Source organism: Rhizobium sp. BK538, from assembly GCF_014197575.1.
Taxonomy (GTDB): domain Bacteria; phylum Pseudomonadota; class Alphaproteobacteria; order Rhizobiales; family Rhizobiaceae; genus Rhizobium.
In genome coordinates, this window is record NZ_JACIFT010000008.1 from 219,673 (window position 1) to 241,063 (window position 21,391).

General features: G+C 61.4%; 19 protein-coding genes and 1 pseudogene. 12 read left to right on the plus strand and 8 right to left on the minus strand.

Annotated features, from left to right (window positions below; genetic code table 11):
- Positions 1–51: 51 nt before the first annotated feature.
- Positions 52–361 (plus strand): annotated as a pseudogene (locus tag FHX09_RS12440) (YbhB/YbcL family Raf kinase inhibitor-like protein); the annotation flags it as partial.
- Positions 358–1,587, plus strand: coding sequence for a multidrug efflux MFS transporter (locus tag FHX09_RS12445; RefSeq protein ID WP_132592156.1), 1,230 nt, complete (start codon positions 358–360; stop codon positions 1,585–1,587). The pseudogene FHX09_RS12440 and the gene FHX09_RS12445, both read left to right, overlap by 4 nt.
- Before the next feature lie 179 nt (positions 1,588–1,766).
- Here FHX09_RS12445 and FHX09_RS12450 read toward each other — a convergent pair whose 3' ends face one another.
- Positions 1,767–2,654, minus strand: coding sequence for a branched-chain amino acid aminotransferase (locus tag FHX09_RS12450; protein ID WP_132592158.1), 888 nt, complete (start codon positions 2,652–2,654; stop codon positions 1,767–1,769).
- 249 nt (positions 2,655–2,903) lie between these two features.
- Here FHX09_RS12450 and FHX09_RS12455 point away from each other — a divergent pair, with 249 nt between their 5' ends.
- The 7 genes from FHX09_RS12455 (at position 2,904) to FHX09_RS12485 (ending at position 9,018) form a co-directional block, all read left to right on the plus strand.
- A complete protein-coding gene (locus FHX09_RS12455) occupies positions 2,904–3,944 on the plus strand; it encodes a zinc-dependent alcohol dehydrogenase family protein (protein WP_132592160.1) in 1,041 nt (346 codons plus the stop codon).
- 57 nt (positions 3,945–4,001) lie between these two features.
- The gene (locus FHX09_RS12460; protein WP_245505508.1) at positions 4,002–4,484 is read left to right on the plus strand and encodes a patatin-like phospholipase family protein; all 483 of its coding nucleotides are present in this window, start codon (positions 4,002–4,004) and stop codon (positions 4,482–4,484) included.
- Between the two features lie 260 nt (positions 4,485–4,744).
- A complete protein-coding gene (locus FHX09_RS12465; protein ID WP_037081872.1) occupies positions 4,745–5,212 on the plus strand; it encodes a cupin domain-containing protein in 468 nt (155 codons plus the stop codon).
- A 248-nt stretch (positions 5,213–5,460) separates the two neighbouring features.
- Entirely contained in the window at positions 5,461–6,231 is a 771-nt protein-coding gene (gene tam / locus FHX09_RS12470; RefSeq protein WP_132592162.1) for a trans-aconitate 2-methyltransferase, read from the plus strand.
- Positions 6,232–6,377: 146 nt separating this feature from the next.
- On the plus strand, positions 6,378–7,886 hold the full coding sequence (zwf, locus tag FHX09_RS12475; RefSeq protein ID WP_132592164.1) for a glucose-6-phosphate dehydrogenase: 1,509 nt from the start codon (positions 6,378–6,380) through the stop codon (positions 7,884–7,886).
- A gap of 373 nt (positions 7,887–8,259) precedes the next feature.
- The gene (locus tag FHX09_RS12480) at positions 8,260–8,466 is read left to right on the plus strand and encodes a hypothetical protein (RefSeq protein ID WP_007789209.1); all 207 of its coding nucleotides are present in this window, start codon (positions 8,260–8,262) and stop codon (positions 8,464–8,466) included.
- Between the two features lie 120 nt (positions 8,467–8,586).
- A complete protein-coding gene (locus tag FHX09_RS12485; protein WP_007789212.1) occupies positions 8,587–9,018 on the plus strand; it encodes a hypothetical protein in 432 nt (143 codons plus the stop codon).
- A 56-nt stretch (positions 9,019–9,074) separates the two neighbouring features.
- Here FHX09_RS12485 and FHX09_RS12490 read toward each other — a convergent pair whose 3' ends face one another.
- Entirely contained in the window at positions 9,075–9,470 is a 396-nt protein-coding gene (locus FHX09_RS12490) for a hypothetical protein (protein WP_132592166.1), read from the minus strand.
- 231 nt (positions 9,471–9,701) lie between these two features.
- On the opposite strand from FHX09_RS12490, the gene FHX09_RS12495 reads away from it, so the two are divergent.
- A complete protein-coding gene (locus FHX09_RS12495) occupies positions 9,702–11,261 on the plus strand; it encodes a helicase HerA-like C-terminal domain-containing protein (RefSeq protein WP_132592188.1) in 1,560 nt (519 codons plus the stop codon).
- Between the two features lie 64 nt (positions 11,262–11,325).
- On the opposite strand, the gene FHX09_RS12500 is transcribed toward FHX09_RS12495, so the two are convergent.
- Positions 11,326–11,628 carry an alkylphosphonate utilization protein gene (locus FHX09_RS12500; protein WP_132592168.1) on the minus strand — a complete coding sequence of 101 codons (303 nt, stop codon included), beginning with the start codon at positions 11,626–11,628 and terminating at the stop codon, positions 11,326–11,328.
- Positions 11,629–12,087: 459 nt separating this feature from the next.
- Here FHX09_RS12500 and FHX09_RS12505 point away from each other — a divergent pair, with 459 nt between their 5' ends.
- Entirely contained in the window at positions 12,088–13,608 is a 1,521-nt protein-coding gene (locus tag FHX09_RS12505; protein ID WP_132592170.1) for an ABC-F family ATP-binding cassette domain-containing protein, read from the plus strand.
- Positions 13,609–13,626: 18 nt separating this feature from the next.
- Here FHX09_RS12505 and FHX09_RS12510 read toward each other — a convergent pair whose 3' ends face one another.
- Positions 13,627–14,874 (minus strand): hypothetical protein, encoded by a 1,248-nt coding sequence (locus FHX09_RS12510; protein WP_132592172.1) that lies wholly within the window; start codon positions 14,872–14,874, stop codon positions 13,627–13,629.
- A 349-nt stretch (positions 14,875–15,223) separates the two neighbouring features.
- On the opposite strand from FHX09_RS12510, the gene FHX09_RS12515 reads away from it, so the two are divergent.
- Positions 15,224–16,060, plus strand: a complete 837-nt coding sequence (locus FHX09_RS12515) for a transglutaminase-like cysteine peptidase (protein WP_246699423.1) — start codon at positions 15,224–15,226, stop codon at positions 16,058–16,060.
- Positions 16,061–16,141: 81 nt separating this feature from the next.
- Here the strand turns inward: FHX09_RS12515 and FHX09_RS29810 are convergent, their stop codons facing one another.
- From FHX09_RS29810 to FHX09_RS12535, 4 genes are all read right to left on the minus strand, one after another.
- On the minus strand, positions 16,142–16,753 hold the full coding sequence (locus FHX09_RS29810; protein ID WP_246699424.1) for a hypothetical protein: 612 nt from the start codon (positions 16,751–16,753) through the stop codon (positions 16,142–16,144).
- A 508-nt stretch (positions 16,754–17,261) separates the two neighbouring features.
- Positions 17,262–17,921, minus strand: a complete 660-nt coding sequence (locus FHX09_RS12525; protein ID WP_132592176.1) for a ribbon-helix-helix domain-containing protein — start codon at positions 17,919–17,921, stop codon at positions 17,262–17,264.
- 1 nt (position 17,922) lies between these two features.
- Positions 17,923–19,218 (minus strand): HlyD family type I secretion periplasmic adaptor subunit, encoded by a 1,296-nt coding sequence (locus FHX09_RS12530; RefSeq protein WP_007789232.1) that lies wholly within the window; start codon positions 19,216–19,218, stop codon positions 17,923–17,925.
- Positions 19,215–21,377 carry a type I secretion system permease/ATPase gene (locus FHX09_RS12535; protein ID WP_007789234.1) on the minus strand — a complete coding sequence of 721 codons (2,163 nt, stop codon included), beginning with the start codon at positions 21,375–21,377 and terminating at the stop codon, positions 19,215–19,217. Before FHX09_RS12535 ends, FHX09_RS12530 begins: the two co-directional genes overlap by 4 nt.
- Positions 21,378–21,391 lie beyond the last annotated feature (14 nt).

The following is a 21,391-nucleotide window of genomic DNA, read 5'->3' on the forward strand; positions in this document are numbered from 1 at the left end:
TTTATATCAGGTGAAGCCGTTTTGCGCAACCCTTGCTCGGAAAGCAGCTGCGAAGGAGCCGATGGCAGCGGATTGCCACAGGGCGGATTGCCGCTGACAATGACCGAGCACGGCTGACGCGGACAGAACGGCTTCGCAGCCTTCTTGAAGGACGGTCCTTACGGAGGCTATATGGGCGCGTGCCCACCCTGGAACGATCTGCGCATCCACCGCGGGGTAACGGTCTATGCGCTCGATACCGACCGGCTAATGCTTCCCGCGCCTTCACCCGCGCCGATTTTCTTGCCGCCGCAAAGGGCATGTCCTTGCCTCCGGCGCGGCTGAACTGACCTATACGATCAATGCAAAGGCTACGAAATGACAGATACAAAATGGGACGCAGCCGTCGTCAAGAGCGGCTCGATCTACTGGAAGCGCAATCTGCTCATTTCGCTGCTCGGCTCCTTCACGACGATCGTCGCGATGACGCTGCTGCTGCCGTTCCTACCGCTCTACGTCGAAGAGCTTGGGGTTAGCGATCACGCGGCGATCGTGCAATGGTCGGGCATCGCCTATGGCGCGACCTTCCTGGCGGCGGCCTTCGTGGCACCTCTCTGGGGCCGGCTCGGCGATATCTACGGACGCAAGCTGATGCTGGTGCGCGCCAGCGCCGGGATGACGGTTGCGATCTCGCTGATGGGAATGGCCGACAACGTCTGGCAGCTGGTGGCGCTGCGCCTGTTCGTTGGGCTCGCTGGCGGCTACTCGTCCGGCTCGATGGTGCTAGTCGCCACGCAGACGCCGAAGGATCGCTCCGCCTGGGCGCTCGGCATGCTCGCCTCCGGCATCATGGCGGGCAACCTCGTCGGTCCGCTGATCGGCGGCGCGCTGCCGCCGCTGATCGGCATTCGCGGCACGTTCCTGGCCGCGGGTGGAATGATCTTCCTGGCGTTCCTCGCAACCACCTTCCTGATCAAGGAAGAGAAGTCCCCTGCCCGCAAGCAGGCCGCGAAGGCGAGCGGCGGCTGGGCCTCGATATCAGACAAGCGCCCCGTGGTCGCGATGCTCGCAACGGGCCTGCTGCTGATGCTCGCCAACATGTCGATCGAGCCGATCATCACCGTCTATGTTGCACAGCTGGCGGACGATCCGGGCAAGGTGACGATGATCGCAGGCATCGTCATGTCGGCGGCCGCACTCGGCAGCATCCTGTCGGCCTCGCGCCTCGGCAAGCTTGCGGACCGGATCGGCCATTGGCCTGTCATTGCGGGTGCTCTTGCAGTCGCCGGGCTGCTGCTGATCCCGCAGGCATTCGTGACGAACTCCTGGCAGCTGATCATTCTGCGCTTCCTCATGGGGATAGCGCTCGGAGGGCTGCTGCCCTGCATTTCTGCGGTCATCCGGCATAGCGTGCCGGACAGTGCGGCGGGCAGCATTCTCGGCCTGTCTGTCTCCTCGCAATATGTGGGCCAGGTCGCCGGCCCCGTGCTCGGCGGCTTCGTCGGTGGCCATATCGGCATGCGGGCCGTGTTTTTGGGAACCTGCGTGCTACTGATCGCCGGGGCCGCCTGCGCGTGGATGGTGCGGCCGAGAAGCATGGCCGGATAGCCACTACATCAGCAGGTAATTCACCGGAACTGGGAGCGGCGACAGATCCGTCTCTACCAGCGCTTCGCGCAAATTGATCTCATCGTGTCAGCAAGGCCGCCGATCGGCAGCGGCGGCCTTTCCTCCCAATGGCCGACCGAATGGCCGCAGCCATTATACTCAGGTGAGAAGCGCTGGGCTTAGCTGTCGCTTTCGCTGCGGCCGAAGGCCCAGTTCATGTAGAGCTCGAGCGCCTTGCGGGTCACCGGACCTTCCTGGAAATCACGGCCATCGAGGCGGTTGATGCCGACGACCTTGGAATAGTTGCCCGTCGTGAAGATCTCGTCGGCATTCATGAAATCCTCGACCGAGAGCGTCACTTCGCGCACCTCGAAGCCCGCCTTGCGCAAGAGGCCGATAACACGGGCTCGGGTGATGCCGGCAAGGAAGGTGCGGTTGGCGATCGGCGTCGAGACGATGCCGTCCTTGACCATGAAGACGTTGGAGGACGCCGTCTCGGCGACGTTGCCGTTCATGTCGCGCATCAGCGCGTTGTCGAAACCGCGGCTTTTCGCTTCAGCGATGGCGCGGCCGCTGTTCGGATAGAGCGAGCCGGCCTTGGCATCCGTCATCGCCATTTCAGGCGACGGACGGCGATAGGGCGAAACGGTGAGCGAATTCGGCGCATGGTTGCCGAGCGGGGCTTCGAAGAGGCACAGCGCGAAACGGGTGGAATCACCATCGACCGTGACGACGCTGCCGGCCGAGCCGTGCTCGCCCCAATACATCGGCTTGATGTAGATCGGCGTCTTGCCGTCGAACTTCTTGATCCCTTCCCAGGCGAGCGCCTCGATCTCCTCGGCCGTTTTCACCGGCTTCAGGCCCATGTTGACCGCCGAGCGGTTGACGCGCTGGCAGTGCAGGTCGAGGTCCGGCGCGATGCCGTCGAACCAACGGGCGCCATCGAAGACCGTCGAGGCCAGCCACATGGCGTGCGAGGTCGGCCCGATCAGCGGCGGATTGCCGGTAAGCCACTCTCCCTCGGCGTAGGTCCAGGTGTTTGAACGGGGCGATGTATCGACAGCCATGGGCATTCTCCTTGAAAAGTTCGAAGAGCAAAATCCCCGTGCGAAGAGCCGGTCAAGCGGAAATCCGCGCCCGAGAATCCTACGCAAGAAAATGGCGGATGCGTTGGCCTCGGAGTAATATTCGTTCGCGTGACCGTGAGTGCGATCGATGGGTGTATCACGGAAAATCATGGATGGCGCGATTGGAAGCGACATCGGCGCCGTGCCATCATGTGCCGGAATCGTTGCGACTGACAGGGAGTAAAATCGATGAAAGCCATGTTCTACGACGCCTTCGAGAAGGCTCCCGAAATACGCACCCTGCCCGACCCGACACCCAGCGAGGATGGCGTGGTCATCGCCGTCGGCGCGACCGGGCTTTGCCGCAGCGACTGGCACGGCTGGATGGGTCACGATCCGGATATCAAGCTGCCGCATGTGCCGGGCCATGAGCTGGCCGGCAAAGTGGTCGCGACCGGAAAGGGCGTCATGCGCTTCAAGGTCGGCGACCGGGTGACGGTGCCCTTCGTCTCCGGCTGCGGTCATTGCAGCGAATGCCATTCTGGCAACCAGCAGGTGTGCCCGAACCAGTTCCAGCCGGGCTTCACGCATTGGGGGTCGTTCGCCGAATACGTGGCGATCGACTATGCCGATACCAACCTCGTGCATCTGCCTGACAGTATCGACGACGCGACGGCGGCAAGCCTCGGCTGCCGCTTCGCGACATCGTTTCGCGCCGTCGTCGATCACGCGCGCACCGGCCCTGGCGAATGGATCGCCGTGCACGGCTGCGGCGGTGTCGGCCTTTCGGCGATCATGATTGCAACGGCACTCGGAGCCAACGCGATCGGCATCGACCTTTCCGACGAGAAGCTTGCCTTCGCCCGCGAATGCGGCGCGGTGGCGACGATCAACGCAAGCAGCGTCGCCGACGTGGCGGAGGCGGTGCGCGAGATCACCAGGGGTGGCGCTCATGTCTCGATCGACGCACTCGGCCATCCGGTCACCTGCTTCAACTCGATCAAGAACCTTCGCCGGCGCGGGCGGCACGTGCAGGTCGGCCTGATGCTCGACGACTACGCGACGCCGCAGATTCCGATGGCGCAAGTGATCAGTCACGAGCTGGAGATTTACGGCAGTCATGGCATGCAGGCCTGGCGCTACGATGCGATGCTGTCGATGGTCACGACCGGCAAGATCGCGCCGCAGAAGCTGATCGGCCGGCGCATCACACTTGAGGAGGCAATTCCAGGCTTGATGACGCTGGATCGAGCCGAAGGCGTCGGGATCAGGGTCATAACGCAGTTCTGACCGCCAGCCCGGCAACCGGCTTCAATCAAAAAGAGCGCTTCAGTTTATAGTATTATTATGGCTGTAATTCATACTCTCCATGACCGGATAAACCGGTGTGGAGGGGCAAATGGCAACGCGTTTTATTCTTTCGACGACGGCGGCGGTATCCGCGGCATCATTCCAGCCGTCATCTTGGTGGAACTGGCAAAGCAACGTGACGGGCTGCCGCTGCACAAGGCCTTCAACTTGATCACGGGGACCTCGACCGGCGGCATCATTGCGGCCGGCCTGACCTGCCCTCAGCCATCAAAAGCCGGCGAGGCAGCCTGCACACCGGCCGATCTGCTCGGTCTTTACGCAAACGAAGGCGCCGATACTTTCCGGGAGTCCTCTCTTTCCGACGTCTTCAATCCGTTCGGCCTTAACGATCCGAGCTACGATGCTGATGTGCTTGAGGCAAAGCTGAAGCAGCGGCTGGGAACAGCGACGCTGGACAAGGGTCTGTCCACTGTCCTCGTACCCGCCTATGACATAGAAGGAAAACGACGCTCTCGATGATGCCTCGCCGGGCAATATTGCAGCGCTGAAGCCATCGCCGGATCCATCGCCAAGGACAACGCGAAAGCCTGGGAGGAAGTCGCCAAACGCATTCTCGCGGCGCAGAAAGTCGGCCAAGAGAGTGCCGCCGCTTGAAGCGGCAAATGCAAGAACCCATATGCGCCGGGACAAATCGCGACAGCGACGATCGGCGGCTGCGGGTTGCCAAGGGCTTCGGAAAAGTCTAACGGGCTCGCCGCCAAGAAAAAGAAAAGCGAGACATGATGTCCAACTCATTTGTGAAAGCGCCTGCCCAGGCGAGCGCGAAGGTGTTCTTCGTGCTGGGCGATCGGATCGAGCGACGGGCTCGTCTGCAGGGAGCCTGGCTCAACATCTTCGATATTACCGTGCCACCGGGCAGCCGGACGCCGCTGCACCGCCATGCGAGCCCCGAAGTCTTCCGGATCATTGAAGGCCGGCTGACCATTCGCCGCGCGATGGAGAACGGCCTGGAAGAATTCGAAGCCACGGCAGGCAACATTGTCCGCATCGAGGCGAACCAGCCGCACGCCTATTCCAATCCCGGTCCTGAAGCCGCCGTCTTCTCGGCGATCGTCGACAGCGAGATGGCGGAATTCCTGGAAGCTGCCGGCTCGCAGGAACCGCCGAAGGCGACGCCTTCCGCGGAAACGATGGAGCGCATGAAGGCCGCAGCCAACGCCCACGGCATCACCATCCTGGCGGCCTGACATTTTTAAGCTCCGCCCGGGCGGCCCTCTTCTCCCTTTCAGGAAATACTGTCATATAGCGGCGATAAGAGCGAATTCTTGCGGGCCTCTTGCTCTCCGTTCCCTGAATTTGGCGCTCGCCGGCCTCATCCGCTGGTATCAAGCGTCGGCTGCGACGGACGAACCCACTCGCGAGGCCGGATGGCAGCAACATCGACAAGGTGCGCGTTCAGCGTTCCGGGACAGCTGCATAACAGGGAAGAAGACCCATGGCATGGTCTGCCAGCCAGTATGTCAAATTTGAGGATGAACGCACGCGCCCTGCACGCGATCTGTTGGCGCAGGTGCCGCTCGAGCGCGTCCGTCACGCCGTGGATCTCGGCTGCGGGCCGGGCAATTCGACGGAGCTGATTGTCGAGCGCTTCGGGGCAACCGGCGTTTCCGGCCTGGACAGCGACCTGAATATGCTGGAAGCCGCCCGCAAGCGTATGCCCGGCACGCCCTTCGTCGAGGCCGACCTTGCCATCTGGCAACCGAGCGAACCGGCAGACCTGCTCTTTGCAAACGCCGTCTTCCAATGGCTGCCGAACCATCTCGACATTTTCGATCGCTTGATGGACGGACTTGCGCCAGGCGGTGTGCTGGCGGTGCAGATGCCTGACAATCTCACCGAGCCCACGCATCTGTTGATGGAGGAGACGGCACACGCCGGGCCTTGGAAAGCCGCCTTCGAAGCCAAAAGCGTTCGCCGTCAGTCGCTGCCACCACCGTCGACCTACTACAGCCGGCTCATCGGCAAAGCTGCCCGCGTCGACATCTGGCATACCGCCTACAACCATCCCATGGCGGATGCCGCGGCGATCGTCGAATGGGTCAAGGGAACGGGCTTCAGGCCCTATCTTGATCACGCCGGCGAAGAGCACCGTGAAGCATTCCTGGCAGACTATCTCGGCCGCGTTGAAAAGGCCTACCCGAAGATGTCGGACGGTCGCGTCTTGCTGCGGTTCCCGCGGATCTTCATGGTGGCCGTCAAGGGCTAAGGGGCGGTTGTGCCAAGGCGCCAGGGCTAACCAACAGGACGGCGGCTAGCTCGGCTGACATTACCCTGCAATGGGCGAGCGGCATGCTGCTGCTTGTCGCCGCACCAGCATGCACTATAGTCGACGGGAACAGCGAGGAGACCTTCATGGACGCCGCACCTATTCCGCCAGCCACACTTGTCATCTTCGGCGCCACCGGCGACCTGACGCGGCGCCTGCTGATACCGGCGATCATCAATCTGACGCGAAGCGGGCTGGTCGGTGACGACCTGAAGATTCTCGGCGTCGGGATAGACCCTGGCGACGACGCTTCGCTGGTAGCGCGGCTGGATAGCTTCCTCGCGGGGCTGAGCGATCCGATCCGACCGGAGACGGACGAGGCATGGCGGCGGCTGCGCCAGCGCATTTCCTACGTTTCAGGCGATTTCACGCGGGACGAAATATTCCTCGAAATCAAGAAGCACCTGACGAGCTGCAACGCCGCCTTCTATTTCGCCGTGCCGCCGCAGTTCTTCGGACCGCTGGTCGAAAAGCTTGCCGCGCATGGGCTGACCAGGGAGGCCGATGGATGCTTCCGGCGCATTGCAATCGAGAAGCCGTTCGGCACCGACCTCGCCTCGGCCCGCGCGTTGAACGCCCGCATCCTCGGCAACGTCTCAGAGAGCCAAGTCTATCGTCTTGACCATTTCCTGGGGAAGGAAACGGTGCAGAACATTCTCACCGCCCGCTTCGCCAACATGATGATCGAAGCCCTCTGGAACAACAATTATATCGACCACGTGCAGATCAGCGCCGCAGAAACGGTCGACGTCGGCACCCGCGGCAAATTCTATGACGCCACCGGCGCGCTGCGCGACATGGTCCCCAATCACCTGTTCCAGTTACTGGCAATGATCGCGATGGAGGCTCCGAACGGCTTTGGTGCGGAAGCGATCCGTACAGAAAAAAGCAAGGCGCTGAGCGCGCTGCGCATCTACACGCCAGAGGAAGCAGTTGCCCATGCCGTACGCGGCGCCTATACGGCCGGCAAGCTCGATGGCAACGATATCACGGCGTTCCGGGAGACGAAGGACGTCTCGCCCGACAGCAACACCGAAACCTTCGTGGCGCTGAAGCTCTATGTGGACTCTTGGCGCTGGGCGGGCGTGCCATTCTATCTCAGAACCGGCAAGGCGATGACGGCGCGCGATACCGAGATCGTCATAACCTTCCGGCAAGTGCCCTTCGCGCAGTTTCGCGAGACAGATGTCCAGCGCAACCTGCCGCCAAACAAGATGGTCATCCAGGTGCAGCCGGATGAAGGGCTGAGCATGGAGATCTCAATCAAGTCGCCTGGCCTTTCCGTCGACACCGTCCCCGTCTCGCTCGACTTCCGCTATGCCGACAAATTCGACATCGGCAAGATGACTGGATACGAGTCACTTCTCTATGATCTCTTTATCGGCGACCAGACGTTGTTTCAGCGCGCCGACGGCATCGAAGCCGGGTGGGCGGCGGTGCAGCCGTTCCTCGATATATGGGCGAAAAGCAGTGAAACCCCGGAGGCCTATGCACCGGGGAGCATGGGTCCGTCTTGCGCCGAAAATCTCATCCGGCGCGATGGCCGAGAATGGCACGAACTGGGTGTGATCATCCACAACCATGACCGAAAGTAATTTCAGAAATGCACTTTTAACTAAAGTAAAGCGGAAAGGAATTTCGCGATGCTTCCCGCATGACGAGCGGAAATATTGTATCATGAATGTGTTGGCGTGATCCATCGCAGCACATTTACGGTACGCTATACAAAATATGGATGCGTTGACCCTCCCAGCTTGTACGGTGAAGCTTTTCCTGCTGACCGCGTTGCTATTCCAATGCGACAAAGAAGGCGGGGCTCGTCCAACCCCGACGAGCCCTTCTTGCGTTTTTCTATCATTTAGCGAATAAAGTATATATTAGTCGAAATTGTTAAAGCTCGATTAATATATTTACTTGCGCTCTTCCACCGCCTTGCTAAATCTATCTTGAGGGTTTTGGGGTATTGACATGGCAGATACTCATTTGTCTAAGAATCGTTCGATTTCCGATCAACGTATGGAGACTTGCCGGTCGGAGTTCGAGCCCATCCTCTTCGAACTCATCCGCAACGGTGAGAAGCGGGGATGGAAGGCGGCTGAAATCGCGATGGCACTGGCCGACGCGGCTGACGACGTCATCCTTCAGCTGGCAAGGGAAACGAAGAGCAAGCATTGACAGCTTGCCTTGCCGAACCTGATGCAATGACGCTTCAGAAATGCTCCTTCAGCGAGTAAAGAAATCCTTGAGCTTGTCTCGCGTGATTCTCTTGCCGTTTGCGCCAAGCAAAGGAGCCCGATGTTGCAGTTGATTGCCGCAGCTCTTCTTGCCTGTGGATGCGTCAGCCTCGCCGAGGTTGCCGACTGGCCGCCTGCGGACAGCTATGTGCCGAAAATCAGTTGCCACCAAAGCGACGCCGCCGAGCGCTGCGAAGAAATTCGTGCGGCCTGGACCGGCCTTTACGCCGATGCGATCGCCGGCCGCATCGAAAGTCAGCGGAAAGTCTCTTTCTGCCTGAGCACCGGTTGCAACAAAGGCATCGTTGTCGAGCCCGTTCTTGGCTGCGCCTGGCGTCAGGTTATCGCCGCATCGCGCAATCCTCAGATCAACGACGCCGACCGGACCAACATCGAGCGTTACTGCGGGCCTCGCGCGCTTGACGATGCCGGGCGCAAGGCCGCCAGCGACCGGTCGCAAACCTGGCTGACCTTGCTCGGCGTAACGCCATAGCTACAAACGCAAACGGGCGAGAGCAAGCCCGCCCGCCGAAAGTCTTGACTTGTCGCTCAGACGAACTGGCTGAGACCCGGCACCGAGCCAACAACCTCGTCGACGACTTCCTTGCCAGCGTGCTGCTCAGCGACCGCGATGGTTTCCTTGGCAAGCGTCGTGATCTCGGCCATGCCGAGGCCTGCCGACATCAGCTGCTGGCCGAGCGCCATGATGCCACCGCCGCCAAGCGCGCCCATGATGCTACCGAGGATCCCGCCGCCATTGCCATTGCCCTCGCCGTTGTACTTGGCGACGAGATCGGACGCGCCCGGAATGGCCTCGATCATCTTGGCGACCGGACCGTCTGCCGCTTCACGCTGCAGGAAGCCGAGCATCATGCCCACCGCCTTTTCGGCCACCTCTGGAGTGATACCCACACGCGCGGCGATCTGGTCTACGATTTCATTCATTGTCAGCCTCCTATTTTTGACGTTAACGTCAACGTTAATCGAACTCGCGGAGCAACTCAAGCCGCGCGCCGCGGAAGCAGGCTTTATCCCACTTTTCCTTTTAATGCAGACAGTTGTCCGCACTGAACTCCCTGCTTATAACAGAGAGGCGATATTACAATGACCGTGCGGAAAACCATGCTCCGCATTTTGACGCAATCGGCGCCGACGGCCGCAGGGAGAATTTTCGAAATGCTCGAGGATGGCAAGATTTTCGTTGGCGTCAGCCGCAATCCGGACGACAGCATCAACAAGCCGGAATATCTCGACCTGAAATTCGGGAATCGCCACGGCCTGGTGACCGGCGCCACCGGCACCGGCAAGACGGTGACGCTGCAGGTGCTCGCCGAGGGCTTCTCGAAGGCCGGCGTACCTGTCTTCTGCGCCGACATCAAGGGCGACCTCTCGGGCATCGCCGCCAAGGGCGAGCCGAAGGATTTTCTCACCAAGCGCGCCGAGCAGATCGGCTTCGACGACTACGAATTCGACCAATTCCCGGTCATCTTCTGGGACCTCTTCGGTGAAAAGGGCCATCGCGTCCGCACCACGATCGCCGAAATGGGGCCGTTGCTGCTCGCGCGCCTGATGGATGCCTCCGAGCCACAGGAAGGCGTCATCAACATCGCCTTCAAGATCGCCGACCAGGGCGGCCTGCCCCTGCTCGACCTCAAGGACCTCTCCTCGCTGCTGAACTACATGGCGGAGAACGCGACGGAGCTTTCCAGCCAGTTCGGCCTGATCTCGAAGTCGTCGGTCGCCTCGATCCAGCGTGGCCTGCTCGTGCTGGAACAACAGGGCGCGGAGCATTTCTTCGGCGAACCCGCACTCAAGATCACCGACATCATGCGGACCAACAACCGCGGCTATGGCCAGATCTCGGTGCTCGCCGCCGACAAGCTGATGATGAACCCGCGGCTCTATGCAACCTTCCTGCTATGGCTGCTCTCCGAACTCTTTGAGGAATTGCCTGAGGTGGGAGATCCCGAGAAGCCGAACCTCGTCTTCTTCTTCGATGAAGCGCATCTCCTCTTCAACGACGCCCCGAAGGTGCTGATTGAACGCGTCGAACAGGTCGTGCGCCTCATCCGCTCGAAGGGCGTCGGCGTCTATTTTGTGACGCAGAATCCGCTAGACGTGCCGGAGACCGTACTCGCGCAGCTCGGCAACCGCGTCCAGCACGCGCTGCGCGCCTATTCCCCGCGCGAGCAGAAGGCAGTGAAGACGGCCGCGGACACCTTCCGTCCCAACCCTACCTTCGATTGCGCCACCGTCATCACCACGCTCGGCACTGGCGAGGCGTTGGTGTCCACGCTGGAGGCCAAGGGCGCGCCCTCGATCGTCGAGCGGACGCTGATCCGCCCGCCGTCAGGCCGCGTCGGTCCGTTGACCGATCCGGAGCGCCAGCAGGTGATGGACAAGAGCCCGGTGCTCGGCGTCTACGACGAAGATCTCGACCGCGAATCCGCCTTCGAGATCCTAGCGGCACGCGCCAAGAAGGCGTCCGACTCCGACGCAGCCAAGCAGGCACAGCCGACGCAGCCGACCGAGGGCAGTGCCTCGGGCCGCTGGACGCTGCCCGGCTTCGGCGATGACGACAACGAGCAGCAGAGCAACACCGAGGGTCGCGCCCGCTCGTCCGGCTACCAGCGCGAGACGGTCGTCGAAGCCGCGATGAAGAGCGTCGCTCGTACGGTCGCGACACAGGTCGGCCGGGCACTGGTGCGCGGTATCCTGGGGAGTTTGAAGCGCTGACCGGAAAGGACGCTGCCGCCCTCATCCTGCCCCATGCCCAATAGTCCTCCGCCAATCACGCCACTCAACGCTTGCGCACGAACTCCGTGCGCAAGACAAGGCCTTTGATTGTGTCGTGGCGGCAGTCGATCTCTTCAGGGTTATCCGTCAACCGGATCGACCGGATGACAGTACCCTGCTTCAGGGTCTGATTGGCCCCCTTGACCTTCAGATCCTTGATGAGGGTGACGGAATCGCCATCCTTGAGGACGTTTCCGGAAGCATCTCGAACCTCGCTAGTCCCCTGCCCGGCGGCAGCCGGTTCCGAAGCCGGACGCCATTCACCCGTCACTTCGTCATAAACGTATTCGTCGCCGCCGCCTGCCATGGTCTTCTCCTGAAAGCAAGAATTTGCTGATCGAGGGGCTTATAGCAGCCAAACTGCCCTGTGCAAGTTAGGCTCGTAAAGCTGCGTGGCATCCGGCCGACGGCAAGGGTTCGTACTGCGCACGGCGTTTCTGAAGGAGGCCTGATGCAACCGTTTCGGTTGCATTTCTGCATGCGCGATGCTATTTCTCCTATGCACTCAAAGAGAAAGGAGGGTCGCGTGCAAAATTTCTATTTCCGGTTCAACCGGCAGCGTGGCCCAGTCAACGCCCTGCAGATGCGTTTGCAGGGCTGACCAGAGACCGTTTCTCACAAACTCTCTTCCTGGTCTGCCCCTCGTGGCAGCAGTTCGGGCATTCAGTTCGGCTGCAACTATCATCCACCGAGCTTGAGCACACGCATGCGATGAAGGCTGCATGCCCTCGCCCGTGTGATCGCTCGGCAAGACCAGAGCAAGATTATGACCCTTATCAATATCCGTAATCTCGGTGTCACCCTGAGCGCACCGCTCTTTGCCAAGCTCGACCTCGTCATCAATGCGGGCGACCGCCTCGGGCTCGTCGCCGCGAATGGCCGCGGCAAGTCTACGCTGCTGCGCTGCATTTCAGGCGCGCTCGAAGCAACGCATGGTGACATCACGCGGTCGCGTGGGCTGACGATCGGCTGTGTCGAACAGGACGTACCGACCAGGCTGCTTGACGTGCCGTTCCACGATGCCGTCCTGCAGGCGCTGCCCGCCGATCAGCAGGCAAACGAAAGCTGGCGCGTCGACATCGTGCTGGATTCGCTCGACGTGCCGGAAACCTTGCGCAGCCGCCCGGTCGGGCAGCTCAGCGGCGGCTGGCAGCGGCTGGCGATGCTGGCGTGCACCTGGGTGATGGAGCCGGACGCGCTGCTGCTCGACGAGCCGACCAACCACCTCGATCTCGGCAAGATAGCCGCACTCGAGGATTGGCTCAATGCGCTGCCCCGCGATGTGCCCGTTATCATCTCAAGCCACGACCGCGCTTTCCTCGATGCCGTCACCAATCGCACGCTCTTTCTACGGCCGGAGCAATCACAGGTCTTTTCCCTGCCCTTCAGCCGGGCGCGGGCGGCACTCGACGAGGCGGATGCGGCCGACAGGAGACGTTACGAACGCGACATGAAGACGGCCGAGCAGCTGCGCAAGCAGGCGGCGAAGCTCAACAATATCGGCATCAACTCCGGCAGCGACCTGCTGGTGGTCAAGACCAAGCAGTTGAAGCAGCGCGCCGAGAAGCTGGAGGATGCGGCCAAGCCCGCCCATCTCGAGCGATCGGCCGGGGCGATCAAGCTCGCCAACCGCAGCACGCATGCCAAGGTACTGGTGACACTCCACGACGCCGAGGTCCGCACGCCGGATGGCACGCCGCTGTTCCGGACCGGCAAGCAGTTCATCTGCCAGGGTGACCGGATCGTGCTGCTCGGGGAGAACGGCGCGGGCAAATCGCGGCTGATTGCCATGTTGCGAAAGGCGATCGGCAACGCGGAGACGGCGCAGGACGGCATCAAGGCCACCCCCTCGCTGGTACTTGGCTACAGCGACCAGGCGCTTGCCGACCTCAAGGACAAGGACACGCCGATGGAGACGATCATCCGCCGTTTCGACGTCGGCGATCAGCGGGCGCGGGCGCTGCTGGCGAGTGCCGGCATGACCATCGGCATGCAGTCGCGTCCCGTCGGGCGGCTGTCGGGCGGTCAGAAGGCGCGGCTCGGCATGTTGGTTCTGCGGTTGACGGAGCCGAACTTCTACCTGCTCGACGAGCCGACGAACCATCTCGACATTGACGGGCAGGAAGCGCTGGAGGGTGAGCTCATGGACCATCAGGCGAGCTGCCTCGTGGTTTCCCACGACCGCAGCTTCGTGCGCGCCGTGGGCAACCGGTTCTGGCAGATCGAGCGCCGACGGCTCATCGAAGTGGAAAGCCCAGAGCCTTTCTTCGCGTCGGCACGGCCTTAGACTGCAACTGCTGGATACTCAGAACGATGCCGGCGCAGCGCCCAGCAGGTTCAGCTTGCCGCCGCTGAGGGAATAGAGGCCCATCTTGCGCTCCACCGTACCGGCGGGCGTCAGCCGGAAGAGCCCGGTCACGCCGCGGAACCCGACCTTGCTCGTCAGGTTCTGCGCGTTCATTCCCTCCGGCCCCTTTGTCCGGACAATGCCCGAGGCAACGGCCACAGCGTCGTAGCCATAAGCCGCATCGGTGGAGAGCGTGCGCTTGTAGTGCCGTTGGTAGCGCTCGGCGATCAGCGTCGCGCCTTCGGGCTCGACCATGGCGATCACCGTGCCGGCCACCGAGGGATCCGAGTAAGTCTGCGGCGGCCAGGCGTTGGTGCCGACGAAGGTGACGTTCGCCTTGCCGCTGGCTTTCACGGCGCCGGCAACGGTCGTCGTGATTACCGTTTTCCCCAGAACAAGCACGGTGTCGGCGTTCTGCAGATTGGCGCTGGCTCTCTTGGCCGCATCAGCGGCGGCAGCATCGGTCAGATCGTAGCGGGCAAGGCCCAGATAGGTACCGCCGCCGGCGCGGATGGCGCTTGCCAGCCGTTCCTCGTCCACAGCCGGAAAGTCGCTCTGTGCGAAAACCTGCACCTTCTTATGGCCGCTGGCAGAAGCTGCCCGCACGCCTTCGATGGCGCTGTCGATCTCATCGGAAACGAAGTTGTAGACATTTCCGGATGTCGGCGGCACAGGCGCGCCGAGATTGAGCAAAGGCGGTCGCTGGTCAGCCGGAATCGCTGCAACAGCGGAAGTGACGGCCGGCGATGCATAGCTGACAAGAAGCACGGAACCACGCGCTCTGGCAGCGCTGACTGCAGTCGCGGCAGCAGGGGCGCCGGAAGCCACGTCGACAACCTTGACGAAGACCTGGTTGCCGCCGAGTTCGCCGACTCCCAGGCCCGCGCCGTCGCGCACGTCACGCGCAGTGCCCTCGTAGATGCCCGTCGCGCCCTTGGGCAGCATCAGCGTGATCTCCGCTCCGGTTTCTCCAAAGGTCTCGTCGACCTCGCTCGACGGTGCCTTGATGTCGTTGGTCTTCACGTGCTTGGCGACGCCATCGACGTCGGATTGGCAACCCGCAAGCACGCCGCAGGCGACGACGATCGACATTGCGAGAACGGACTTGACGAATTTCAGGGAACCGACGTCTTTCGAAGGCGACACTTGCCGTGTCGAGCGTAAACCATGCGAGCCTTGCACCGGCTCGATTGACTGCACTGTCACCTGTTCCCCCACTCTCGCAATCGCGGCCTCTTCCGGCCTTTTGGCAGGATTTCATATCTGCACAGGCAAAACGGGAAGGCAAACCCTTCGCCCAAACTTGGTTGACGGACGCACTAAACTTTTATGTTCTTTTGAATGGATAATTTATACCGACCTTATCCACGCTTAAATACCTGATTTTTATAGCTGTTTTGTACGTTTCTCTCAACCAACCGAGAGACGACGATCCATGAAGCGCAGTTTAAAAATAAGCAGTATCGCCGCGTTTGCTTTCTCTGCATTCTCCCTTGCGTTCTCGCCGAATATTTCGTCGGCCTCCACACTTCCGTCTTCCCGGATGTCAGGTGCAATGTACTCCGTTGACTTCGCTGCGGATACCGCCCGCGCGCTGACCCTTGGTGGTGTCGCCAACCTCCTCAGCCTAGCGACAAACGCCATCGGCACCATCGACGTTGCTGCGCTGACGCGCTCGCTGCAGCCCGAGCCGGCCGGCTGGGTGAAGGAGAGCGTCGCACCGGAGCAGCCAGCCGCGCGTCCGGCGATTGCTGTGCCGACCGGCAGCGCCGCATTCGGAACCGTCGCCATTCCCTTCAAGCGGCTCGCCGCTCTGAAGAAGTTCGCACCCTCCCTGTCGGAAATGACGGATGGAACGGCAATCGACTGCAGCGCCGGCAAATGCTCCGAGGCCGCGACCGCGATCAAGGTTGCCTTCACTAAGACCTCGCAATCCTCGATCCGCGACAAGCTGAACGCGGTCAATGTCACCATCAACCACACGATCCGCTACAGCCGCGACATCGATACCTACAAGGTGGCCGACTACTGGGCGACGCCCGCCGAAACGCTCTCGCGCCAGCAGGGCGATTGCGAAGATTTCGCGATCCTGAAGATGGCGGCCCTACACGCCGAAGGCATCGATCTCAAGGACATGTCCGTCGTTGTGCTCTTCGATCAGAAACGGCACTTCTACCATGCGGTGCTTTCCGTCGCGGTCAACGGCAATCGCTTCATCCTCGACAACATGCGCGACGAGGTTCTGCCCGATACGAAGCTGCCCGACTACGTGCCGCTCTACTCGATTGCGGACGGCAGGGGCTACCTCCACGGAACGCGCACCGGCGCCAAGCAGGTCGCCTCCGCAATGCCGCTGGAAAAGGTAGCTCCGGGCGAAGGCGTGGCGTTCTGAGACGCTAAAAAAGCGGGACAGCGAGAGTGCGCCACCGCCACCGGCGTTTGGGCGGCGACATCGTCGCAAGAACTCCAACTATCAGGCGCGGTTGAAGAAGTTCGCAATACTGCGCGCCACATGCTTGTGTATCGCGCTTCGCTTGGCGCCCGGTTTGTCGTGGAATAGCTCTGGATCGGCCTTCACTCCGGTTTCCGACCCTTCTGGCAGGAAAGTGTAGTGACCTACTCCGCCGCTGAGAACTTCGAGTGAACTACCGGCCACATTGTTATGCAACCATTCGCAGCAGTCAGTTGGAGGAGCCACCGTGTCCGCATCTCCCCCAAATATCTGAATGGGATTCCGAATGCGTTGCAAACTCACCGCAGCAAGACACAACACCGCACGGCCGGGCGCAATCACAGCAGCGCTTCGGAATCTGGCATCGGAATAATCGCCATGCCTCCGTTCCCATGACTCCCGGAAAATCGGATTGGCCTGAAGCACTTGCAGTTGATTAGCGAGATTGGGGAACTCTCTCGGACCCCAGATTGGGGTCTTGACGGGATTACCCGGTTCAAATTGGGAGTAGGCGACCCGCGCACCCATGATAAGCATCGCGCTATAAGCACCAGCGGAAAACCCAGCGACATTGGCGCGATCGGCAATCGTCCCGCCTAAAGCGAGCCGCCATGACGGCTCGCTCAAGAGCACGCTAAGATCTCTCGCGCTCCCCTAGACATAGAAATCCTTCCGCTCGAGATGGTTCAGCGCCAGTGTGACCGTGGTGATTTACGGCCAAGGCCACATAGCCCCGTTGTGCCAACCGGTACGCAAGCCACGCCAGCGCCGCGGTGCTCGCCCCGCTTCCATGTGACAACAACACCAAGGCGAGAGGTTTAGCAGACGACCGAAGTGGCGCATCACGAGCAACCAGTCTTCTCCTAAACCATGAAGGCTCAGTTGAAACAGCTACTAACGCCGCCGTTCCAACCGGATACCAAGCCGACCATACCAATGGCCGGGCGCCAGTGCCGTTCCAATTCTGTCTCGTTTCATCGAAGGAGACACCCTCCCTGAATCCAACTGGCACCATCATCGCATCGCAAGTCCCGCCATAAGCCACCGTCACGATGTTACAGGGACTCCAAGTGGAAGCCTACCTTGTGGCAAATTCCAAGCGCTGCAGTTCGGTCGGCCTTCCAATCGCAGATACGCGCGATCAGTAGCGCGAGATGTAGCCAATCAGCATCGACTTCTCGTGCGTTGGCGCCAGCGCCAGATTGATCTGCCCCTTCATTGAGGCCGAGCCGACGGCAATGGTGAAGCCGGTGTTCAGCGTCTTGCCGCGGTTGCGATAGAGCGTGGCGATGGCCTCGTCGATCTGCGTGTCGATCGAGAACCGCAAACTCTTCGTCAATTGCGCGGCATCACCAAGTGGAAGCCGCTGGCGCAGCATGGTCAGGAAGGGATCGTTGAAGAGCTGAATCTTCTTTTCCTGCGTCACCAGGATGGTCGGTGACGGCGACGCCTGAATGATGGCGTTGACATTTACCATCGACGAGGCGTCCTCGACGGTATCCAGCCGGCGCAGCGCCCACTTGAAGCTCAGGACGCGCAGCAGCGAGGCGAGGTTGCCGGGCTCGGGCATCTGCGAGGCAGTATAGTGCACGAGGTCGGCAGTGCTCATCTTGCCGGCCGACGACATGCGGCCGAGGCCATCCCAGTAGATCCGTTCGAGGCGGATGCCACGTCGCTCGCCGCCGCGGCCGACGACAGCGCGGAAGCGCGGCTCGATCTCATCGGCGCCGATGGCCGGCAAAGGCTCATCGATCGGTTCAAGCTCGGAGAGTGCATTGCTGCCTGGCTTGACGATCAGCATCCTATCGCTCCGTCAGCGCTTCGCTGCGCGCCTTGTTGATCGGCTTCATCAGGTAGCTGAGCACCGTCTTGTTGCCGGTCATGATCTCGACCGAGGCAACCATGCCGGGGATGATCGGATAGGACTTGCCGTCACGCTCCAGGGCAGATTTGTCGGTCTTGACCTGCACCAGATAGTAGGTCTCACCCTTTTCCTTCTCCACGAGACTGTCGGCCGAGATGTTCTCGACGATACCCTCGAGGCCGCCGAAGATCGAGAAATCGTAGGCCGTGATCTTGACGACGGCCGGCTGGCCGCGACGCACGAAGGCAACATCGCGCGGCGAAATCTTGGCTTCGACCAGCAGCGTATCGGCGGTCGGCACGATACCGGCAATGACGCGGCCGGGATCCACGTAGGCACCGATGGTGTTGACCTCCAGCGTGTTGACGATGCCGTCGACGGGCGAGCGGATGTCGGTGCGCTTGACGCGGTCAGACGCGCCGCGAATGGTCTCGTCGACGACCGAGAGCTCGGCCAGCGCCTGCGCCTTGTCCGTCAGCGCCTGCTGGCGCAATTCGAGGGCAAGGTCGCCAAGTTGCAGCTTGGCTTCCTGCACGGCCGCCTGCAGTCGGTCGATGCTCTCCTGATAGACTTTGAGCTGGCCCTGCTGGTCGGTCAGGTCGCGCTCTGTCTTCAGGACTTCGGTCTGGGCAACCAGCTTCTTCTTCGCCAGCGGGCTGATGAGATCGTATTGCCGCTGGGCGCCATCGATATTCTGCTCGAGCCGGTCGATATTGGCGTGCGCTTCGCTCAGTTCGTTTTCGCGCTGGCGAACCCGTTCCTTCAGCACCCCGAGCTTGTTCTGGTAGCTGGCACGATCTGCAGCAAAAAGCTGCTCCTCGTTTGCGCAGACATCCTTGGCGACGGCCAAAATCTCTTCCGGGCAAATGAACGGCGTATCGTATTGACCGGCTTCCTCGAGCTTCAATCGGGCCACCTTGGCACCGAGCGCGCGTGCCTTGGCAACGGATTCACCAAGGGTGGACGTCGTCGTCGTGTTGTCGAGCTGGACGAGCAGCTGGCCCTTTCGGACAACCTGACCGAGGACGACGGCGATCTGCTGGACGACGCCGGGCTCCGAAGACTGGATGATCTGCGTCTTCGACACCGGAATGACCTTGCCTTCGCCGCGGGCGATCTCGTTGATATCAGCGATCGCCGCCCAGGCGATGAAGCTGGCAATGACGAGGGCCACCAACGCCAGAATGCCACGGGCGAGAAGCGGAGGATTGTCGTGACGATTGCTGAGGCTCATGGCTGTGCCCCCGCCGGTTTGCGCTGCATAGCCTCGATGACGGCATTCTTCGGCCCATCTGCGATGATCCGGCCCTTGTCGACGACGATCAGACGGTCGACAAGCTCAAGCATGCTGTAGCGGTGGGTGGCGATCAACAGCGTGGTGTCGCGGCTGATCGCCTTCGACAGGCGCGCAATCAGGTTGCGCTCGGTGGCCAGGTCCATGGCGCCGGACGGCTCGTCGAGAAATACGATCTTCGGCTTGGTGAGCAGCAGACGGGCGATCGTCAGCGCCTGCTTCTGGCCGCTCGAGAGATTGGTGCCGCGTTCGCCGACCGGCATGTCGAAACCGCGCGGATGATTGCCCACGAATTCGTCGACGCCGGTCATGCGGGCGACTTCAAGGAGATCCTCATCGGTCGCGTCGGCGCGCCCGATGAGCAGGTTTTCCTTGACCGTTCCCGAGAAGAGATCGGACGACTGGCCGGCCACGGCGACCGCCGAGCGCACCTCGGCCATGTGATACTGGCGGATATCGACGCCATCGATCAGTATGCGGCCGCCCGAGGGGCTAAAGAGCCCGTCGAGCAAGCGGCCGAGCGTGGTCTTGCCGGAACCGATGCGGCCGATGATGCCGATCCGTTCGCCCGGCTGCACGGTAAAGGACAGCTTGTTGATTACGGGATAGTCCGAGCCCGGATACTGGAAGGACACATCCTGGAAACTGAAGGCGCCGCGCGTGATCTCCCTGTTGACGAAGCCGACCGTGGACGGGCGATCGTCCGGCTGTTCCATGATCTTGTCGAGGATGCGTAGCGACATGGTCGCCTGGCGGAAACGCGCCAGCGTCATGGCGATCTGGCCAAGCGGTGCGCCGGCACGGCTCGCCAGCATGACGGTCGCGACAATCGCGCCCATCGCAATGCGACCCTCGGAGAACTCGTAGGTGCCGGCAATCACGATCAGGACGCTCACCATCTGCTGGATGAACATCGTCATGTTGATGGCATTCGTCGAGATATGCTTGATATCCTCGCTGGTGCGGCTCGAATACTTGCTTAGCTCCTGCCAGCGGCGCAGCATCGTCGCTTCGGCGCGCAGGCTCTTCAGCGTTTCGATGGTCGAGATCGTCTCCACCAGCAGAGACTGGCGGCGCGAGGCCTCGTTGGCGGCAGTCGCCATGCGCTTGCCAATCGCCGCCTGCGCGTAGAGGCCGATGACGACGGACAGCACGAATGCCACGGCCGGGATGACCACCAGCCAGCCGGCGATCAGATAGATAACTGCCAGGAAGATGAAGACGAAAAGGCTGTCGATCAGTACGCCGATCGTGTTCGAAGTGAAGAACTCGCGAACGAATTCATACTGCGTCACACGGTTGGCATATTCGCCTGTCGACATCGGCCGCGAGGCGAGCGTGGAATTCAGCACCTTGTCGAAGAGCAGCTGCGACAGACGCAGATCCGCCTTGCGTCCGGCATAATCGATGAGCGACGACCGCGCTGTCTTCAGGAGGAAGTCGAAGATATAGGCAAGCGAGATCCCCGCGGCCAACACCCAGAGCGTCGGGATCGCCTTGTTCGGCAGCACCCGGTCATAGACATTCATCGTGAACAGTGGCGAGCCGAGGGCAATCAGGTTGATGAAGAGCGCCGCGACCATGACGCGTAGATAGGTGCGCCAATAAGGCGCAAGCGTCGTCGCCAGCCAATGCCGCTTCTCGATCTCCACGGCATTGCCGACCAGCGCCTCCTCCGAGGCGTTCTGATAGTAAAGCGTAAAGGCAAACGCCAATTGCGGCTTCAGCGCCAGGAATTCTTCGCGCGTCAGGCGGATCGGACTGCCGGCAATCGGAACGATATCCGTGACGTAGGATCCGTCCTCGGCGACCTCGAGCAGCGGCAGCACGCTGCCATCGGCAAACGCGACGATCGCCGGGCAATCGAAATTGCCCTGGCGGCATTCGCGCTCCTGATGCTTGATCACCTGCAGGCCGATGCGCTCGGCCATGCGTTCGACATCGTCAACCTCAAGCGACTCGGTCACCTCATCCGGAAGACCGGAGAAGAGGACCGTGTCGGAGCTTGGTCGGCCATAGAACGCAGCCACGGATTTGAACGCGGCTTTGAATGTCTGCAGCGATGTGCTGCTGGAAGTCTCGAGTGCTACGTTCAGCATTGTTCCATGGCCAT